The 17,322-nt window shown below is 63.9% G+C and carries 16 protein-coding genes; 5 read left to right on the forward strand and 11 right to left on the reverse strand.

What is annotated here, in order from left to right; translation table 11 throughout:
* Positions 1-3 precede the first annotated feature (3 nt).
* The gene (trxB, locus tag H4I97_RS04760) at positions 4-978 is read right to left on the reverse strand and encodes a thioredoxin-disulfide reductase (protein ID WP_182306781.1); all 975 of its coding nucleotides are present in this window, start codon (positions 976-978) and stop codon (positions 4-6) included.
* A gap of 230 nt (positions 979-1,208) precedes the next feature.
* Here trxB and H4I97_RS04765 point away from each other — a divergent pair, with 230 nt between their 5' ends.
* The 3 genes from H4I97_RS04765 (at position 1,209) to H4I97_RS04775 (ending at position 3,266) form a co-directional block, all read left to right on the forward strand.
* Positions 1,209-1,676, forward strand: a complete 468-nt coding sequence (locus H4I97_RS04765) for an Lrp/AsnC family transcriptional regulator (protein ID WP_148158568.1) — start codon at positions 1,209-1,211, stop codon at positions 1,674-1,676.
* Positions 1,677-1,695: 19 nt separating this feature from the next.
* The gene (locus H4I97_RS04770; protein ID WP_182306782.1) at positions 1,696-2,541 is read left to right on the forward strand and encodes a glycosyltransferase family A protein; all 846 of its coding nucleotides are present in this window, start codon (positions 1,696-1,698) and stop codon (positions 2,539-2,541) included.
* An 80-nt stretch (positions 2,542-2,621) separates the two neighbouring features.
* Positions 2,622-3,266 carry a glycosyltransferase family 29 protein gene (locus tag H4I97_RS04775; RefSeq protein WP_182306783.1) on the forward strand — a complete coding sequence of 215 codons (645 nt, stop codon included), beginning with the start codon at positions 2,622-2,624 and terminating at the stop codon, positions 3,264-3,266.
* A gap of 7 nt (positions 3,267-3,273) precedes the next feature.
* Here H4I97_RS04775 and H4I97_RS04780 read toward each other — a convergent pair whose 3' ends face one another.
* The gene (locus tag H4I97_RS04780) at positions 3,274-4,293 is read right to left on the reverse strand and encodes a polysaccharide pyruvyl transferase family protein (RefSeq protein ID WP_182306784.1); all 1,020 of its coding nucleotides are present in this window, start codon (positions 4,291-4,293) and stop codon (positions 3,274-3,276) included.
* 223 nt (positions 4,294-4,516) lie between these two features.
* Here H4I97_RS04780 and H4I97_RS04785 point away from each other — a divergent pair, with 223 nt between their 5' ends.
* Entirely contained in the window at positions 4,517-5,386 is an 870-nt protein-coding gene (locus H4I97_RS04785) for a glycosyl transferase (protein ID WP_182306785.1), read from the forward strand.
* A 15-nt stretch (positions 5,387-5,401) separates the two neighbouring features.
* Here the strand turns inward: H4I97_RS04785 and H4I97_RS04790 are convergent, their stop codons facing one another.
* From H4I97_RS04790 to H4I97_RS04800, 3 genes are all read right to left on the reverse strand, one after another.
* Positions 5,402-6,457 carry a glycosyltransferase family 4 protein gene (locus tag H4I97_RS04790; RefSeq protein ID WP_182306786.1) on the reverse strand — a complete coding sequence of 352 codons (1,056 nt, stop codon included), beginning with the start codon at positions 6,455-6,457 and terminating at the stop codon, positions 5,402-5,404.
* Positions 6,458-6,488: 31 nt separating this feature from the next.
* Positions 6,489-6,965, reverse strand: a complete 477-nt coding sequence (greA, locus tag H4I97_RS04795; protein WP_182306787.1) for a transcription elongation factor GreA — start codon at positions 6,963-6,965, stop codon at positions 6,489-6,491.
* A 156-nt stretch (positions 6,966-7,121) separates the two neighbouring features.
* Complete coding sequence (locus H4I97_RS04800) at positions 7,122-8,363, reverse strand: DUF2235 domain-containing protein (RefSeq protein WP_182306788.1); 1,242 nt, start codon at positions 8,361-8,363, stop codon at positions 7,122-7,124.
* A 179-nt stretch (positions 8,364-8,542) separates the two neighbouring features.
* Here H4I97_RS04800 and H4I97_RS04805 point away from each other — a divergent pair, with 179 nt between their 5' ends.
* Positions 8,543-9,394, forward strand: a complete 852-nt coding sequence (locus H4I97_RS04805) for a DMT family transporter (protein ID WP_182306789.1) — start codon at positions 8,543-8,545, stop codon at positions 9,392-9,394.
* A 67-nt stretch (positions 9,395-9,461) separates the two neighbouring features.
* Here the strand turns inward: H4I97_RS04805 and H4I97_RS04810 are convergent, their stop codons facing one another.
* From H4I97_RS04810 to H4I97_RS04835, 6 genes are all read right to left on the reverse strand, one after another.
* Positions 9,462-11,003 carry an MFS transporter gene (locus H4I97_RS04810; protein ID WP_182306790.1) on the reverse strand — a complete coding sequence of 514 codons (1,542 nt, stop codon included), beginning with the start codon at positions 11,001-11,003 and terminating at the stop codon, positions 9,462-9,464.
* Positions 11,004-11,141: 138 nt separating this feature from the next.
* A complete protein-coding gene (locus tag H4I97_RS04815) occupies positions 11,142-11,618 on the reverse strand; it encodes an SRPBCC family protein (protein ID WP_182306791.1) in 477 nt (158 codons plus the stop codon).
* Position 11,619: 1 nt separating this feature from the next.
* On the reverse strand, positions 11,620-12,069 hold the full coding sequence (locus H4I97_RS04820; RefSeq protein WP_182306792.1) for an SRPBCC domain-containing protein: 450 nt from the start codon (positions 12,067-12,069) through the stop codon (positions 11,620-11,622).
* Complete coding sequence (locus tag H4I97_RS04825) at positions 12,066-12,413, reverse strand: ArsR/SmtB family transcription factor (protein ID WP_182306793.1); 348 nt, start codon at positions 12,411-12,413, stop codon at positions 12,066-12,068. The genes H4I97_RS04820 and H4I97_RS04825 overlap by 4 nt, the downstream gene beginning before the upstream one ends.
* A gap of 95 nt (positions 12,414-12,508) precedes the next feature.
* Positions 12,509-16,003 (reverse strand): carbamoyl-phosphate synthase large subunit, encoded by a 3,495-nt coding sequence (gene carB / locus H4I97_RS04830; protein ID WP_182306794.1) that lies wholly within the window; start codon positions 16,001-16,003, stop codon positions 12,509-12,511.
* 219 nt (positions 16,004-16,222) lie between these two features.
* A complete protein-coding gene (locus H4I97_RS04835; protein ID WP_182306795.1) occupies positions 16,223-17,167 on the reverse strand; it encodes a phosphatase PAP2 family protein in 945 nt (314 codons plus the stop codon).
* Positions 17,168-17,322 lie beyond the last annotated feature (155 nt).

The following is a 17,322-nucleotide window of genomic DNA, read 5'->3' on the forward strand; positions in this document are numbered from 1 at the left end:
TGGTCACTCCGCCGCTTCGGCTCGGGTGGAGACGGCCGTCAGGTAGCGTTCGGCCTCGAGGGCCGCCATGCAACCCATGCCGGCGGCGGTGATCGCCTGACGGTAGATATCGTCGGTCACGTCACCGGCGGCGAAGACGCCCTCGATGCTGGTGGCGGTGGAGTCCGGTGCCGTCCAGAGATAGCCATTGGACTTGAGCTTGAGCTTCTCCTTGAAGAGTTCGACCGCCGGGGCATGGCCGATGGCGACGAAGACGCCGTCGATTGCCATCTCAGAAATCGCGCCGGTCAACGTGTTCTTCAGGCGGACCCCGGTCACCGACGGCGGCATCGGCGGCTTGGCCGCCTCACCGGTGATCTCTTCCACTTCCGTATTCCAGACGACCTCGATGTTGTCCTTCGCAAACAGGCGTTCCTGCAGGATCTTTTCCGAGCGGAAGGAATCGCGGCGGTGGACGACCGTCACAGACTTCGCGATGTTCGAGAGATAGAGCGCCTCCTCGACGGCCGAGTTGCCACCACCGACGACGATCACGTCCTTGTTGCGATAGAAGAAGCCATCGCAGGTGGCGCAGGCGGAGACGCCGAAGCCCTGGAAATGCTGCTCGCTCTCAATACCGAGCCACTTCGCCTTGGCGCCGGTCGCGATGACGAGGGTGTCGGCGGTCCAGACCGCGCCCGAATCGGTGCGGACGGTGAAGGGGCGGCGGTCCATGTCGACCTCGGTCACCAGGTCGTTGACGATCTCGGCGCCCACGTGCTCGGCTTGCTTCAGCATCTGCTCCATGAGCCAGGGTCCCTGGATCGGATCGGCGAAGCCCGGATAGTTCTCGACATCGGTCGTGATCATCAACTGACCGCCCTGTTCCATGCCGGCGATCAGCACGGGGCTCAGCATGGCGCGCGCCGCATAAATCGCGGCCGTGTAGCCGGCCGGGCCGGAGCCTATGATCAACACCTTGGTATGGCGGGCAGTCATGGTCGTTCCTTTCAGGGGTGTCGCAGAAGATGAGCGATCGATTCGCATCGGAGCCCTATGTCTGCCGCCCCATTTATGATTGCTCCATGCGTTTATTCAAGGTCAGCCTTGCAATAACAGCACGGCATCCACACCGTACCGCAATAATTGTGCCTGACGAGGACTGATTCTTGCGTAATTGCGGGAATGCGGTACATATCCGCCCAGTCATATCTGAGAAGGTTTCTCCCTTGTTCCGCGCCGAGCTGGACGCCATCGACATCCGTATCCTCCGCGAGCTGCAACGCGACGGCCGCATCACCAATGTCGAGCTCTCCGAGCGCGTCGGCATTTCCGCGCCGCCCTGCCTGCGCCGCGTGCGCAAGCTGGAGGAGGCCGGCATCATCGAGGGCTACCACGCGTTCCTCAATGCGCCGAAGCTCGGCTTCGATCTCGTCGCCTTCTGCATGGTCGGCCTCAAGCACCAGTCGGAGAGTAACCTCAAGGCATTCGCCGCGGCGACCGAAAGCTGGCCGGTCGTGCGCCAGGCCTGGATGGTCTCCGGCGACAGCGACTTCCTGCTCCATTGCGTTGCGGAAAACCTGACGAAGTTCCAGGACTTCGTCATCGAGGTGCTGACGGCCAACGACCACGTCCACACCGTCCGCACCATGCTCACCATCCGGCAGGTGAAACGGCTCGGGCTGGTGGAGATTTGAACGCGGGGATACCGGTTGCATGCTGACTTCCAAGAACGTGCTGCTGTGCATCTTCTCCTATAATATGGGGAGCACGCTCGAGCGCTGCATCCTGTCGACCTTCAAGATGTGCCCCGGTTTCGACGTCGCACTGATCGACGACCAGAGCGAGGATGACGTCACCAGGGCGGTGATTGAAAAATACCGCCCGCGCATGAAGCTCTGCGTGACCTCGACGGAAGACAAGCAGGGCCGCCGCCACGGCAATCTCTACGGCAATATCCAGCGCATGTGCCGCTATGCGGAGGAGGAGGGATATGACTTCATCTTCCTCATCCAGGACGACATGCAGTTCGTCCGGCCGTTCGATGATGCCATCCTGAAGCAGTATGGCGAGCTTTTCGCATCCGATGACAAGGTTCTCCAGGTCGATCCGCGCTTCCTGCGGAAGGGCTACGCTTACGATATTCTCGAAGATGTGAAGGCCTACCGCTTCCCAGACGGCGACAATCGCCGCTCCTATGCCGATGTCGGCATCCTGCGCCTGTCGACGCTGAAGAAGCTCGGCTGGACGTTCCGCGAGAGCGAAGCGGAGAACAAGAAGGTTCTCGCCGATCTCGGCTACGTCCGGCTCTTCCCGTTCTCGCCAATCGTGATGCATGTTCCGTTCCCGCGGACCTATCGCGCCGGCAAGCTGAAAACGTCGCTACTTCCGATGCGGCGCGGCGACTATGAATTTCACGAGATGACGCCGCGCGAACGGGAGCGGATGGACCGCCGCAGCCTGCAGGAGATCCCTTATTTCCGGCGCTTCCTGCGACCCAAGAACATGCTGCTGGCAAGGCTGGTCTATGCTCTCGTCACCGATGCGTCAGCGCTTCGCTGACAGCGACGCGTCAGCCCTCGGCAACACCTCCTCCGGCGCATTCGTTGGGTAGTGAGATCTGTTCTATCTGGACGTTATGCATGCGAAAGATCGAGAAGAAGTATTTGCGCGTCGTCGGCGCCCTGCGCCGCTTCCTCGGGCTGCAATATCGCTCGCCGCTCGGCGAGAAGGATGTGTTCGAACTGGTTCGTGACAGGCGCGTGGCACTGGTCGGAAATTCGCGGGCGCTCTCCGGCACGGCGTTCGGCGCGGAGATCGACGACCACGATCTCGTCGTCCGGTTCAACAGCGCTCCGATCCCGTCCGCTGTTTCCCACGGGGCGAGAACGGACATTATCGCCACGAGCATCGAACTCGAGAAGTCGATCATGGCCGAGCGCGGTGCCAGCCATCTCTTCTGGATGTCGCCGCCGCGCAACGCCCTTCAACGCTGGATCGTGCGATGGCCGTCCTTCTTCCTCTATCCGCGGGAGAGCCACAAGGTCCTCTGCGCCCAGGTTGGCAACCGGCCGACCACCGGGCTGATGGTCATCGAACTTCTCAGCCGTTCTCCGTGCAGGTCGGTCGACCTCTATGGTTTCGACTTCTACCGGAGCGGCTCGCTCTCGGGCGGGCAGACGAAGGCGACCTCCCCGCACGACTACGATACGGAAGAGGAATTCGTCTCGCGGCTGATGCTTTCCGACAAGCGCTTCACGCTCCGGCGGCCGGGCCTCGACACGTAAGGCGTGCTCAATCCCGCCGGGCAGCGCGCGCGATTTCGTCGAAGAGGGCCGCGGTTCGTGTGCGGCACATGGCGATGCCTTTTCCGATCGCCTGCATTTCGTCTTCGGAATAGGCGAGGATGTCGGGGCGGGCGAGCAGGTCCGGCAGGTCGTCGATCCCGACCAGACGTTTGTCGCCGAGTCCGAGATCGTGCATCAGCGCCCGGATCTTCCAGGAATTCGATTCGATCGCCAGGAACGGCGTCCGGGTAAAGAGGCAGAAGCAGACGGCGTGGAAACGGCCCGTCACATGCAAGTAGCCGTGCTGGAGGGCGTCGATGAAACCGGCTTCATCCCTGTTGAACAGCACATTGCCGTGCGTCCAGCCGAATGCGGCGGCGTGGAGCCGGATATAGGCCTCTCGCAGGAGCCTCAGCGGTGTCGCCACATGCGGCTTGCTCGCCTTGATCGTCCTGAGGATCGGAAGCAGGCGGGCGTCGGCACGTGAATCGGCCAGCGCCAGCAGCCGGCGCGAGACCTCGCGCGAAACGGAATCACCGACCAGCAGCAGGTCGCGTGTGACGCCCGGCGCGGCCTCCTCGAAGCCGTCGGAAAGGGAGAGGTCCGGGACGAAGCCGACGGCACGGCCAGCATGACGGCCGGCCTCTTCGGCGCTCCACGAGTCGCGCGTCGAGATGATCGTCATCTTTTCGAGATAACGGGACCATTCTTCTGGGTTTTCCTGATAGATCGCGTTGATCAGCGCGACCGGCTTGTCGCCGCGGGCGGGGTGATCGACCACCCGGAGAAGCCGGGCTCCGGCTTTGGCGCCGTGATGGAGCGTTCCTTCGCCGTTGATGACGATGACGTCGCTCTTCGCCATTGCATCGAGGAAGGGCCGGTCGTTTTCCCAGTCGTTGCGCACGCCGCTGCGCGCGAGCACGCGAATGCCGCGGCTCGCGAGGTTCTCCTCGATGAGACGCATGACCCGGAAACAGCCGAAATGGCTGTCGCCTCGGGTGTCGTTCAGGATGACCGCATTCGCCACAATTCGCGTTCCTTCGGCGCTGCACCTTGCCAAGCCGGCACAGGCGTCTTTATCTGTCCGCCTGACGGGGGATCAAGCTCTTTCGGCGGAAAGGTCCGGTAGGAACGGCGTTCCGGCTGATGATGGGCCAGACGTGGCCGAGGGGCGTGCAGCGAGAAATGGAGTGCGAGTGTCTGGATCGAGGTCGAAACCTCCCCTGTGGCGGAAGGCAGTCAAGCTTCTCATGCGCCTCCGCGGGGCCTCCTTCGCCCATGCCTATGCCTGGACGCCCGGCCTTTCCCTCGCCAAGCCGGCGCGTGGTGGCGATGTCGGCGCGATCACCTACCGCGCCGCGACGGTCGGAACCCTGTTGCATCCCGATGTCCTGGCGAAGCGGGCCGGCGCGGAGATTTTCGTCGTCGGCTCTGGTCCTTCGGTGAAAGAGACGCGTGTCGGGGACACCGGCCCCGCGACGGCGATCCTCCTCAACGGGGCGATGAGCCTGATCGGCAACGAGATCGCCACCCCTCTTGCCGTCGCCGTCGAGGACGAGCGTTTTGTCTGGCGGCATTTCGACCTGATGCGCGCGAAGATCGATGCCGATCTGCTCTGCCTCTTTTCGGTCGGCGTCATCCGCGCGATCTGCGAGCTCGACTGCTCCTGGCTCGCGGACAAACGCGTTATCCTGGTCGATGACATCCGCAAGCCCTACCGGGTACGGCGCCGCAGCATCGCCGAGCTTGCCGGCCTCGCCTCTGCCACCGTGTCGGACGACGGCATCGCCGGCTTTTCGGACGATCCCTCCGTCGGCGTCTTTCAGGGCGGGTCGGTGGCGATCAGCGCGATCCAGTTCGCCGCCTATTGCCGGCCGCGGTCGATCGGGCTCTTCGGTATCGACATCTCGAATGCGGACCGGCCGCGCTTTTACGAGAAGACCGGGGACACGGCGAAGTCCGGCATCGCCGGCGCCGAGGCGCGCATTGTCGGGCACATTGTTCTTGCCCATGCGATCTGCCAACGGAAAGGCATCGATCTCATCAACTATTCGCCCGTCTCGGCGCTGCGCGGGACCGCGATCGGTTACGATCCGCGGTTTGCGGCGACGCCCGGCTGACGACGCCTCCCGTCTTCACTGCGCGAGTGATGCGTAAATCTCTCCGAGCCGGCGGGCTTCGCGCTCGATGCTGAATTTCTCGGTAACATGGGCCAGCGCCCGGGCGCCTGCGGCGGAAAGCCGTGCCGGATCGTCCATGAAGGCTCCGGCGGCGGTCGTCATTGCTGCGAGGTCGTCGGCCGGGATGACGACGCCCGTTTCCCGCTCTCCGGTGACGATCAGTTCGCGGAAGGCGCCGACATCGGTGGCGACCACGGGCACCGCAGTCGCCATCGCCTCCAGCGGCGTCAGGCCGAAGCCTTCCCAGCGCTGCGGGGCGACGAAGAGGTCGAGCGCCCGGTACCAGTCGTTGATGTTGGTATGCTCGCCGACGAAGAGAATGCGGTCCGAGAGGCCGGCCTTAGCCACCCGCTCCCTGAGTTCCGTCTCGAAGGCGGCGTGCGAGGCAGTCGCCCGGCCTGCGACGATCGCGATCCAGTCCGGCCGACCGGGAAGCAGGGCGATCATCGTGTCGACGAAGAGGTCGGTGCCCTTCTGCCGGCGCACGCGGCCGAAGCAGCCGGCGATCTTCCGCTCCGGATCGAGCCCGACCGCCTGCTTGGCTGCCGCCTTGTCCGCCGGTGGAAAGAAGCGCGCCGTGTCGATGCCGTGCATGACGACGCTGTTTTCGACGTCGAGATAGGCGGCGGTGCGGGCGCTCGTCGCGACGACGGCGTCGACGCGGGCAATCAGAGCCTTCGTCCAGCGGGTGTGTCGGCGCTGCGATGCGGAGGTGAAGAGAATCTTGAGCGGCATGCGCAGGAGATCGCGCAGCACGAGCCCGGCCAGCATCTCGTTGTTGCGCCGCGCGTGCCAGACGCGCTTGTGCCCGTTTCGCGGTCTCTTCCAGAGGCGCAACAGGTCGGCATAGCCGATCCGCGGCAGCGAGTTGGGAAGGCCGGGCCCGAGGGTCGCAACCTTCTGGCCGAGCCGGTTCTGGACGGGAACGAGCTGGATGATCGTCGAGGTGACGCCGGAAAGCCTCTGCTTGAAGTTCGGCGCGATGACCTCGACGTCGGCGATATCCGTCACGCGGGCAATCCTCGTTCCGGCGGCAGGAGGCTCAGCCCCACTGCACCGCCAGGATCTCGTAGGCCTTGGAGCCGCCGGGGGCGACGACCTCGATCGAGTCGCCCACTTCCTTGCCGATCATGGCCCGCGCGATCGGCGAGGAGATCGAGATGCGGCCGGCCTTCACGTCGGCTTCCTGGTCGCCGACTATCTGGTAGACCTTCTCTTCGTCCGTGTCCTCGTCGACGAGCTTCACCGTCGCGCCGAACTTGATCTTGGAACCCGACATCTTCGAAAGGTCGATGACTTCCGCGCGCGCAATCAGGTCCTCGAGTTCCGTGATACGACCCTCGTTGTGGCTCTGGGCTTCCTTGGCGGCGTGGTACTCGGCATTTTCGGAAAGGTCGCCATGGGCGCGCGCTTCCGCGATCGCCTCGATGATCCGCGGGCGCTCTTCCTGTTGCCGCCAGCGCAGTTCTTCCTGCAGCTTGACGAAACCGTTCTGCGTCATCGGTACCTTTTCTACCATTTCGACTTCCTTCGCATGTGGCGCCTGCATGGTGCAGACATAAAAGAAAACAGGTCCCGGAGCGGTACTCCGGAACCATGTCTCAAATCACTTCGATGGAAAGTATAGCAGCGCGGTCGGAATTTCCAGAGTTTTTGTCGAGACCGCCTGCGGAGTTCAGGCCTGCCAGGGTTCGATCCTGTAGTGGGAGGGAAGGTTTTCCGGCCGATAGGAGCCGCCCGGCAGGGGCGCGGTCATACGGTCGACGACCGACTGGTGGACGAGGGCATCCGCGGGGATGAAACGCGGGTCGGAAAGCGGCAGATAGACGCCGCCTGCGGTGCCGTTTCGCCGCCACGAGCTGTCCGGGATCCGCCGCGGCACCAGCTCCAGAAGGCGCCAGCCGAGGTTCATGCTGTCGTGATCTGCTCCCGTGGCGTCCGGCGCGACATAGGGCTTTTGCGGGTTCTGCCCGAGCACGATCTCGTTCACCGTGCGCGTGATGACCTCGAGGCCCTTGTCGATCGCCTCCTTGACCATCCATGCGAGCGGAATCTTGATGAGCGTGCTTTCCCTTTCCGGATGACCGCCGCCGACATCCCCGTGGTAGCCGGCGAACCAAACTTCCTTGACGTCCTGCGGCGGAGGATCGTCCTTCGGCCGGAAGGGGCCGCCCCAGTACGGCTGGTCGGTGTCCCAATATTGCGGCCGGAACATCGTTCGTCGCTCGTCAATTGCCAGCGCCTGGCGAACGATCTCGACGCTCGGATTGCGCCGGGTGAAGGGATGTGTCTTCAGGCGCACGCCCGAGGGACCGTTTTCGATCACCGAACCGACGGTGTCGAAGAGCCCGAGCATCTTGATCTTCGGGCGGAAGGTCTTCAGCGTCCGCTCATGCAGGCGCATCGCGGAAAATGCCGAGGGTGTTTCCTCGCCGGGGCCGGCATCGCTCTCCGGTGGCGGCACGAAATCCGGGATCGCCTTGTAGGCGCTGTAGGCATAGTCGACGAGGTTCAGGTTGTGGCGGCTGACGAGCCCGAGCGCGTGGATGAAGCCGGCCAGCACCCTTGCGGTATAGGCGCCGCGACTGAAGCCGAAGAGAAAGAGGCGATCGTGCTCTCCGTCCTTCTTTCCGCCCCGGGCGCGCGGCGCCGCTTCGTAATTCTCGACGATGAAGCGGTAGGCGTCCTTGACGTTCTGATCGAGGCCCCATCCGGTCGCCATGCCCCAGATCTCGACCGTATCGCGATAGGGCTTCAGCCACGCGTTCACTGCGCCGAAGGTGCCGACGCCCGGATCGTAATAGACGATCTGGTCGGTGTTCCGCTTCAGCGCCCCGAAGAGGCGGAGGATGTTGGTTCTGTCCTCGGCAATCTCGTTCGAGGTGCCATCGAACAGGAGAACGATGTTCTTCGCCATACCGGCTCTCTCCTCATGCGTGTCCCATGCAAATCCTAACGCATTGCGCTAGTCGGTTCAAACCGGCCGTCGCACGGGAAGGTCGATTGACGCTCGGTGTGCTCCGGCGGATAATCGCGGTCAGCGGCGACCGTCTGCTGTGCGAGCCAGGCACACCGCCGGGTCCCGGGGGAGGGGTCATGAAATCGACGGCGGCACTGACACTTGCGGCCATGATCGCATTTGCGGCCAACTCGCTTCTGGCGCGGCTTGCGCTGGGGGCTGGATCGATCGATGCCGCAAGCTATACGGCGCTGCGTATCATCTCTGGTGCCGCCTTTCTCTTCTTCTTCATTTCCCGCCGTTCAGGGCCGGTGCGGATGTCGGAAATACCCGGCAATTGGATCGCCGCTACGGCGCTTTTCGCCTATGCGATCGCCTTCTCGCTCTCCTACCTCATGCTCGGGGCGGCGACCGGCGCGCTCATCCTCTTTTCTTCCGTTCAGGCGACCATGGTCGGTTACAGTCTTGCTCGTGGAGACAGCCTCAGTCTGCGCGAGCTCGCCGGCTTCACGATCGCGTTCCTCGCCTTCGTCTATCTGATCCTGCCCGGTGTCGGGCGGCCTGATCTCACAGGATCCGTGCTGATGGTGATTTCCGGAATATCCTGGGGTGTTTACACGCTCAAAGGGCGTGGCTCGACCAGTCCGCTGCGTGATACGGCCGGCAACTTCCTGCGCGCCTCCGCCTTCTGCCTGCCGCTCGCGCTCTATCCCATCTGGGGCGGCACGGCGTCGGCGAGCGGCGTTCTGCTGGCGCTCGCCTCCGGCGTCGTAGCTTCCGGCCTCGGTTATTCGATCTGGTACCGGGCGCTGACGGGGCTCACGACGTTCCAGGCGGCGCTCGTGCAGCTCTCCGTCCCCGTCATTGCCGCCTTCGGTGCCATCGTGTTTCTGAACGAGGCCTTGACCGCGCGCTTCGCAATCGTCAGCCCCTTCATCCTCGGCGGCATCGCTTTTGCGATCGTCGCCAAACAGAAGCGGCACGTATGAGGTGTCGAAAGGCCGAAGCGCAGGCATACGCCGCGACCGGAATCGGAGCACCGGCGGCTCCGCCTTCTCAATGAGACGAGGCGCTCTCGATTGCAGGCGCGCCGGCGTAGACACGACGCGCGACGGCGGCGAGCAGCACGAGTGTCACCGCGGCGAGTGCGCAGGAGACGGCAAAGCCGAGGGCGAAGCTGCCGCGGGCGAGATCGAGCCAGGGGGCCGCGGTCTCTCCTAGGGTCCGGGCGACATCGACCGCGCCGGCGAGCGTCGAGCGGCTCGACTCGGCCATCGGCGGCGGCAGGGCACCGAGGTCGGCACCGTCCATTTCGAAGCGGTAGACGACGCTGCCGAGACTTCCGAGCAGGGCCACGCCCAGTGCGCCGCCGAATTCCGCGCTCGTTTCCGAGAGCGCCGAGGCCGCGCCGGTGCGCTCGGGCGGGGCCGAGCCGACGATCAGCCCAGTCGTCGTCAGGATCACCGGCACGAAGCCTATGGCGATCAGGCCGCTCGCGCAGAGGACGCCGAAGAGGCTCTGGTGATAGGCGGCGACGCCCATTGCGGCGGCACCGGCGGCGTTGACGACGAGGCCGAGCAGCACCGTTCTCACGGAGCCGAGCCGGTTGGTGATCCGGTAGGCCTGCAGTGACATGACCGTAAAGACGAGGCCCGGCAGACCTGACCAGAGTGCTGCCTTGAGCGGGGAGAGGCCGAGAACGAGCTGCAGGTACTGATTCTGGAACAGGAAGATGCCGAAGACGAAGAAAACGCCGGCGAGATTGACGAGCAGCGATGCCGTGAAGGCCGGAATCTTGAAAAGGGCGAGGTCGATCAGCGGATCGGCGAGTCGCTGCTGGCGCCGTATGAACAGCGCGCCGACGGCGAGCCCGATCGCCACCGGCAGGAGATGAGTGCCCGTCATTCCTTCCGTCGCGATCTTCTTGAAGCCGTAGATGACCGGAAGCACGGTTGCGAGCGACAGGGCGACGCTCGGCAGATCGATCCGGCCGGCGCTGCCGCTGCGATATTCCGGCAGCAGGAAGGGAGCCGCTGCGACGAGCACCAGCATCACGGGCACGTTGATCAGGAACACCGAGCCCCAGTGGAAATACTGCAGCAGGACGCCGCCGATCAGCGGGCCGATCAGCCCGCCGAGCGCGAAGGCCGTACCCCAAACGCCGATCGCCCGGTTGCGTTCGCCTTCGTCGGCAAAGAGATTGACGACGAGGGAAAGCGTCGAGGGCGCTATGGTGGCGCCTGCGACACCGAGGCAGGCGCGCGCCACAATCAGCATCGGAGCGCTGGTCGAAAATGCGGCGAAGATCGACGCCGCACCGAAGGCCGAGGCGCCGGCAAGGAGCACCTTGCGCCGGCCGATGCGGTCGCCGAGCGTGCCCATGGTCACAAGGAAACCGGCCACCATGAAGCCGTAGATGTCGTTGATCCACAGCAGTTCGGCCGCCGTGGGATCGAGATCCGTGACGATTGCCGGCATGGCGAGGAAGAGCACCGAAAGGTCCATGGAATAGATCAGGCAGGCGATCGACAGGATTGCCAGGCCAACCCATTCGCGGCGACCGGCCTTGCCGGCCGGCCTGTCAAGCGGCGTGTGCATGGAACGCTCCTTCTGGAAGAACCACAACCCTGCGGCAAATTTCGCTAATAGACAAATGTCAAATTTTGATGGGACGGCGCCGGATGCCGACGGTCGACGGAAGAAAAGGAACGCTTGCGACGCCGGGGTCGGCGGCCGTCAGGGTCCGGCCGCGCGTGCCGTGCGTTGCACGTAGGCGTCGAGCTTGGCGAGCGTCTGGTTGCCACCCTCGACGGCTCCGAACTCCAGGGTCGCGTCGCGGGCCTCCTTCGTCGCGAAGACGAGGATCAGCGAGACGCGGGTTCTGCCGCCTTCGTCTTCGAAGGTGATGATGCCGTTGAAATGGGCCGCTTCCCCGAGTTCGGCGCCGTGCTCATAGGCGATACGCGAGGGCGGGGAGATCTCCGTATACCGGATCCAGTTCGGCCATACCTTTCCGTCAGGGCCATACATCGTGTAGTGCCAGAGCCCGCCGACGGCGAACTCCATCGCATGCGTCTCGTTGGTGAAGCCGTTCGGTCCCCACCAGGCGTCCAGATGCCGGGCATCGGAAAAGGCTTCGAAGACGAGATCGCGCGGTGCGCCGACGGTGCGTTCCACACGCAGGACTTTTGCGGGATCGAGGACATCGGACATCTCAGTGCACTCCTTTGGTGCCGCGGAGGACGGCTTCCAGACGATCGAAATTCTGCTCGTTGGCGGCGTGGAGAAACCGCTCCAGTTCCAGATTTTCCTCCGTCCGGTCGAAGAGCATCCGCCAGGTCAGCCGGGCGCCGCCGTCGCCTTCGTCGGTGAAGGTCATTTCCAGCGAAAAGGCATGCACCGGCTCGTGATGGAAAGCACGGATGCTCGCACCGTGGGAGACATCCTCGAAAGTCCAGCGATTGTCGAACTCCGTGCCGTTCGAGGCGGTCATGGTGACGAGCCAGGTACCGCCCGGCCTGAAGTCGAATGCGGTGATGCGATTGGTGAAGCCGTGCGGACCCCACCAGCGCGCGAGCTTTTCCCGATCGGCGAACGCATCGTAGAGTGTTTCGCGATCGACCGGAAACAGGCGTTCGTTGAGGATTTCAATCTTGTCGCTCATTTGCCTTCCTCTTTTGCGCGGTCCTTCTGGAGGGTGGCGAGATAGGTATCCAGCCGGCCAAGCCTGTCCTCCCAGAGCGTCCGGTAGTCCGTCAGCCAATCGTCGACGCCCTTCAGCGGTTCGGGCTCCAGCCGGCAGGGGCGCCACTGCGCGGAGCGTCCGCGCGAGATCAGCTTTGCCCGCTCGAGCACCTTCAGGTGCTTCGATACGGCGGGCAGGCTCATGTCGAAGGGTGACGCCAGTTCATTCACCGTCGCCTCGCCCTCCGCGAGCCGGGCGAGAATGGCGCGGCGGGTCGGATCGGCGAGCGCGAAGAGCGTTTCGGAAAGCGGATCGGTTTGCATTATTAACCATAAAGTTAAATAACTCATCGGTTAAATACAGAACAAAAAGAAGCCGGTCAAGTGGTGCTTGACCGGCCTCGCGTCTGGGGATCGTCTCAGAAGTAGCTCTGCAGCGGCCGGACTTCGAGCTGGCCGTTCTTCAGCGCCCGGATCGCCTCCGCCGCGGCGAGCGCGCCGGCCATAGTGGTGTAGTAGGGCACCTTCTGCATCAGCGCGGCACGGCGCAGCGACTTCGAATCCGAGATCGCCTTGTTGCCGTCGGTCGTGTTGATGACGAGCTGGACCTGGCGGTTGCGGATCGCATCCTCGATGTGCGGACGGCCTTCGAGCACCTTGTTGATCTTGATGGCGTCGATGCCCTTCTCGGCGAGGAAGCGCTGGGTGCCGCCGGTCGCCATGACCTTGAAGCCGATATCGGCGAGCAGGCGCACGGCGGGCAGGACCCGTTCCTTGTCCTCGTCGCGGACCGAAACGAAGACCGTTCCGTCACGCGGCAGCTCGACGCCGGCGCCGAGCTGGCTCTTGGCGAAGGCGAGCGCGAAATCGGTGTCGAGGCCGATGACTTCGCCGGTCGAGCGCATTTCCGGGCCGAGCAGCGTGTCGACGCCGGGGAAGCGGGCAAACGGGAAGACGGCTTCCTTGACCGCGATGTGCTTCAGGTTGCGAGGATCGGGCTTCTCGCCATAGGCGGCGATCGCCTGGTCGAGCTTTTCGCCGGTCATGATGCGGGCGGCGATCTTGGCGATCGGAGCGCCGATCGTCTTGGCGACGAAGGGCACCGTGCGCGAGGCACGCGGATTGACTTCGAGAACGTAGATCGTGCCGTCCTTGATCGCATACTGCACGTTCATCAGGCCGCCGACGTTGAGCGCCTTGGCCATAGCCTTCGTCTGGCGTTCCAGCTCGTCCAGCAGTTCCGGCGAGAAGGAGCGCGAGGGCAGCGAGCAGGCCGAGTCGCCGGAGTGGATACCGGCTTCTTCGATATGCTCCATGATGCCGGAGACGAAGACGTTCTCGCCGTCGCAAAGCGCGTCGACGTCGACCTCGATGGCGTTGGTCAGGTAGCTGTCGAACAGCAGCGGGTTCTTGCCGAGCAGCGTGTTGATCTGGCCGGTCTTGTCGTTCGGGTAGCGCTGCTTGATGTCTTCCGGAACAAGACCCGGAACCGTGTCGAGCAGGTAGGATTGCAGCATGCTCTCGTTGTGGATGATCTGCATGGCGCGGCCGCCGAGCACGTAGGACGGGCGAACGACCAGCGGGAAGCCGATCTCGGAGGCGACGAGGCGAGCCTGCTCGACCGAATAGGCGATGCCGTTGTTCGGCTGGTTGAGGTCCAGCTTCATCAGCAGCTTCTGGAAGCGGTCGCGGTCCTCGGCAAGGTCGATCGCGTCCGGCGCGGTGCCGAGGATCGGGATGCCGTTCTTTTCGAGCGCTTCTGCGAGTTTCAGCGGGGTCTGGCCGCCGAACTGCACGATGACGCCGACCAGCGTGCCGTTCTCCTGCTCGGCGCGCATGATCTCGATCACGTCTTCGGCCGTCAGCGGCTCGAAATAAAGGCGGTCGGAGGTGTCGTAGTCGGTCGAGACGGTTTCCGGGTTGCAGTTGACCATGATGGCTTCATAGCCGGCATCCTTCAGCGCGAAGGCGGCGTGGCAGCAGCAATAGTCGAACTCGATGCCCTGGCCGATGCGGTTCGGGCCGCCGCCGAGGATGACGACCTTCTTGCGGTCGGAGACCTGCGCTTCGGAACGGGCATTGCCGACGAAGGGCGTCTCATAGGTCGAATACATGTAGGCGGTCGGCGAGGCGAATTCGGCCGCGCAGGTGTCTATGCGCTTGAAGACAGGCCGGACGCCGAGCGAATTGCGCAGCATCGCCACGTCCTTCGGCTTGCCGCCGGTCAGCGAGGCGAGGCGGGCGTCGGAGAAGCCCATGGCCTTCAGCATGCGCAGGTTTTCGGCGTCTTCCGGCAGGCCGTGCTCGCGGATGCGAGCTTCCATGTCGACGATCGCCTTGAACTGGGCGATGAACCACGGATCGATCTTGCAGCCTTCGTGCACTTCCTCCGGCGACATGCCGAGGCGAAGGGCCTGGGCGACCATGCGCAGGCGGTCCGGCGTCGGCGTGCCGATGGCGGCGCGGATGGCGTTCTTGTCGTCGCCACTATCGCCATTGGAGCCGAGGCCGGGGATCTCGATCTCGTCGAGGCCGGTCAGCCCGGTTTCGAGCCCGCGCAGTGCCTTCTGCAGCGATTCTGCGAAGGTGCGGCCGATCGCCATCACCTCGCCGACCGACTTCATCGCGGTGGTCAGCGTCGGTTCGGCGCCGGGGAATTTCTCGAAGGCGAAGCGCGGAATCTTGGTGACGACATAGTCGATCGACGGCTCGAAGGAGGCCGGTGTGGCGCCGCCGGTGATATCATTCTCGAGCTCGTCCAGCGTGTAGCCGACGGCGAGCTTGGCCGCGACCTTGGCGATCGGGAAGCCCGTCGCCTTGGAGGCGAGCGCCGACGAACGCGAAACGCGCGGGTTCATTTCGATGACGACGAGGCGGCCGTCCTTCGGATTGACGGCGAACTGCACGTTCGAGCCGCCGGTCTCCACCCCGATCTCGCGGAGAACCGCGATCGAGGCGTTGCGCATCATCTGGTATTCCTTGTCGGTCAAGGTCAGCGCCGGTGCGACCGTGATCGAATCGCCGGTATGCACGCCCATCGGGTCGATGTTCTCGATCGAGCAGATGATGATGCAGTTGTCCGCCTTGTCGCGGACGACCTCCATTTCATACTCCTTCCAGCCGAGCACCGATTCTTCGATCAGCACTTCGGTGGTCGGCGAGGCGTCGAGGCCGGAGCCGACGATTTCGAAGAATTCCGAGCGGTTGTAGGCGATGCCGCCGCCGGTGCCGCCCATGGTGAAGGACGGGCGGATGATCGCCGGCAGGCCGACGTCGTCGAGCGCCTGGGCGGCGATCGCCATGGCATGGTTCATGTAGCGCTGCTTGCGGTCGCTCTCGCCGAGGTTCCACTGGTTCTCCAGTTCGTCGAGCGCCTTGTCGAGCTCGGCGCCGGAGAGCTTCGCCTTCAGTTCGGCGCGCGCGGCCTCGTGGGTCTTGCGGTCCGCATCCTTGATCTCGGTGGCGTTCGCCAGCATCGACTTCGGCGTTTCGAGGCCGATCTTCGCCATGGCCTCGCGGAACAGCGCGCGGTCCTCGGCCTTGTCGATGGCGGCGGGCTTGGCGCCGATCATCTCGACATTGTAGCGGTCGAGTACGCCCATTCTCTTGAGCGAAAGTGCGGTATTGAGCGCCGTCTGGCCGCCCATGGTCGGCAGCAGTGCGTCCGGACGTTCCTTGGCGATGATCTTGGCGACCACTTCGGGCGTGATCGGTTCGACATAGGTCGCGTCGGCAAGGCCCGGGTCGGTCATGATGGTGGCCGGGTTGGAGTTGACGAGGATGACACGGTAGCCTTCCTCCTTCAGCGCCTTGACGGCCTGTGTTCCCGAATAGTCGAATTCGCATGCCTGACCGATGACGATCGGCCCCGCGCCGATGATGAGGATGGACTTGATATCTTGGCGCTTCGGCATCGGCGTCTTCCAATTTCTTGTTGCGCGAAAGGCCGGCCACGGTGAATTCACCGGCCGGGGCGCAAGGAGGGTCTTTTCAGGCTAGAAGCGGCTTATAGGGAATTGTTCGCCGTAGCGGAACCCCAAATTTCATCGTGCGCGAGGAAAGTTGGGGAGGGCGCCCGCAGCGTACGCATACGGGGCCAAAAGCGGGCCGGTGCGCCAGTCGTTTACGCGCAATCAGTGGCTCTGGCTCTGCGCGGGTACTCCGGCAAGTCCGTCAGTCCGCCTGACCGGCAATCCGGAGACGCCCCGCACGACCGCGACGGCGGCCACGGCCAGCAGGCCTCCGGCAAGAACATCGACGAGATAATGTCCGCCATGGGTGAGGGTCGACAAGGTCATCAGGGCGTTGAGAAGGAGAAACGGGTAGCGAAGCCAGCCCGTTCCGAACGTGAATGCGATGCAAAGAACGGCAGTGGCGGTATGGACGGATGGAAAGGTCAGCAGCCCCTGGAGCTCGCCCAAGGACAGGACGAACTCCGGCCGGTTGCGCACGGCGTGGAACTCCTCCAGAAACAGGTAGCCGAAATGGGCGTCGACTGCGTTCAGCGAGGACGGTTCGATCCCGTAGGTGACGTACGCCGCAGCGGCGGGGAACCAGACGGAGATCGTACTAGCCCCGATGCAGACCAGGCCGAACCCGAATACGAGTCCGAGGCCGTGTTGAGGGCGACCGCTGAGGATCAGCAGCACCGGCAGAAGCAGCACCTGTAATGCGAAGGAGGTGTAGGCGAGCATCAGCGCCCGGGCGAGTGCCGGGATGCCGTCGATGTAGCGTATCAAGCCCCTGCCGTCGAAGCCGAGCACCTCGTCGGCCTTGCTCAGGAAATCATCTGCAAGCGGGTGGCCTTGGGAGATTGCGAGATAGCTTCCGACAGCGACGAGGAGCGACAACGCTATCGTGAATGCCAGCGCTTCCATCATCAGCGAGAGACGGAGTGCGCCACGCCTGGCGCAGATGCGGCCGGCAAGCGCCAGTATCGCAACCGTGGCAGCAGCGGTTGTGAAGGACGCATAGTCGATGCTGATCTTCGACCGCACGAGAAGACCGGCGACGACGAGGGTGCTCGCCAGAACGACAAATGCGAGCCAATTGCGAAGATTGACCACCTCCCTTGTCATTCGTCTCTCCAGTTGTGACTTTTGTCGCTGCAACCGTTTGCATACGCAACTTAAGATTTAGTTTCTCTCTTGAGGGGACAAAGTGCAGCGGTGCGTTGTGTCGGATGCGCACGCCGGCGGTACGATCAGCAGGCTTGTCCCTGTATCCGCGCGTG

The organism is Ciceribacter thiooxidans (genome assembly GCF_014126615.1).
Lineage (GTDB): Bacteria > Pseudomonadota > Alphaproteobacteria > Rhizobiales > Rhizobiaceae > Allorhizobium > Allorhizobium thiooxidans.

Bases quoted from the DNA above. Each gene is read 5' to 3' on its own strand.
- trxB (WP_182306781.1), bottom strand. From the start codon at position 978: ATGACTGCCCGCCATACCAAGGTGTTGATCATAGGCTCCGGCCCGGCC.
- H4I97_RS04770 (WP_182306782.1), top strand. From the start codon at position 1,696: ATGCTGACTTCCAAGAACGTGCTGCTGTGCATCTTCTCCTATAATATG.
- H4I97_RS04775 (WP_182306783.1), top strand. From the start codon at position 2,622: ATGCGAAAGATCGAGAAGAAGTATTTGCGCGTCGTCGGCGCCCTGCGC.
- H4I97_RS04785 (WP_182306785.1), top strand. From the start codon at position 4,517: ATGCGCCTCCGCGGGGCCTCCTTCGCCCATGCCTATGCCTGGACGCCC.
- greA (WP_182306787.1), bottom strand. From the start codon at position 6,965: ATGGTAGAAAAGGTACCGATGACGCAGAACGGTTTCGTCAAGCTGCAG.
- H4I97_RS04800 (WP_182306788.1), bottom strand. From the start codon at position 8,363: ATGGCGAAGAACATCGTTCTCCTGTTCGATGGCACCTCGAACGAGATT.
- H4I97_RS04805 (WP_182306789.1), top strand. From the start codon at position 8,543: ATGAAATCGACGGCGGCACTGACACTTGCGGCCATGATCGCATTTGCG.
- H4I97_RS04810 (WP_182306790.1), bottom strand. From the start codon at position 11,003: ATGCACACGCCGCTTGACAGGCCGGCCGGCAAGGCCGGTCGCCGCGAA.
- H4I97_RS04815 (WP_182306791.1), bottom strand. From the start codon at position 11,618: ATGTCCGATGTCCTCGATCCCGCAAAAGTCCTGCGTGTGGAACGCACC.
- H4I97_RS04820 (WP_182306792.1), bottom strand. From the start codon at position 12,069: ATGAGCGACAAGATTGAAATCCTCAACGAACGCCTGTTTCCGGTCGAT.
- H4I97_RS04825 (WP_182306793.1), bottom strand. From the start codon at position 12,413: ATGCAAACCGATCCGCTTTCCGAAACGCTCTTCGCGCTCGCCGATCCG.
- carB (WP_182306794.1), bottom strand. From the start codon at position 16,003: ATGCCGAAGCGCCAAGATATCAAGTCCATCCTCATCATCGGCGCGGGG.
- H4I97_RS04835 (WP_182306795.1), bottom strand. From the start codon at position 17,167: ATGACAAGGGAGGTGGTCAATCTTCGCAATTGGCTCGCATTTGTCGTT.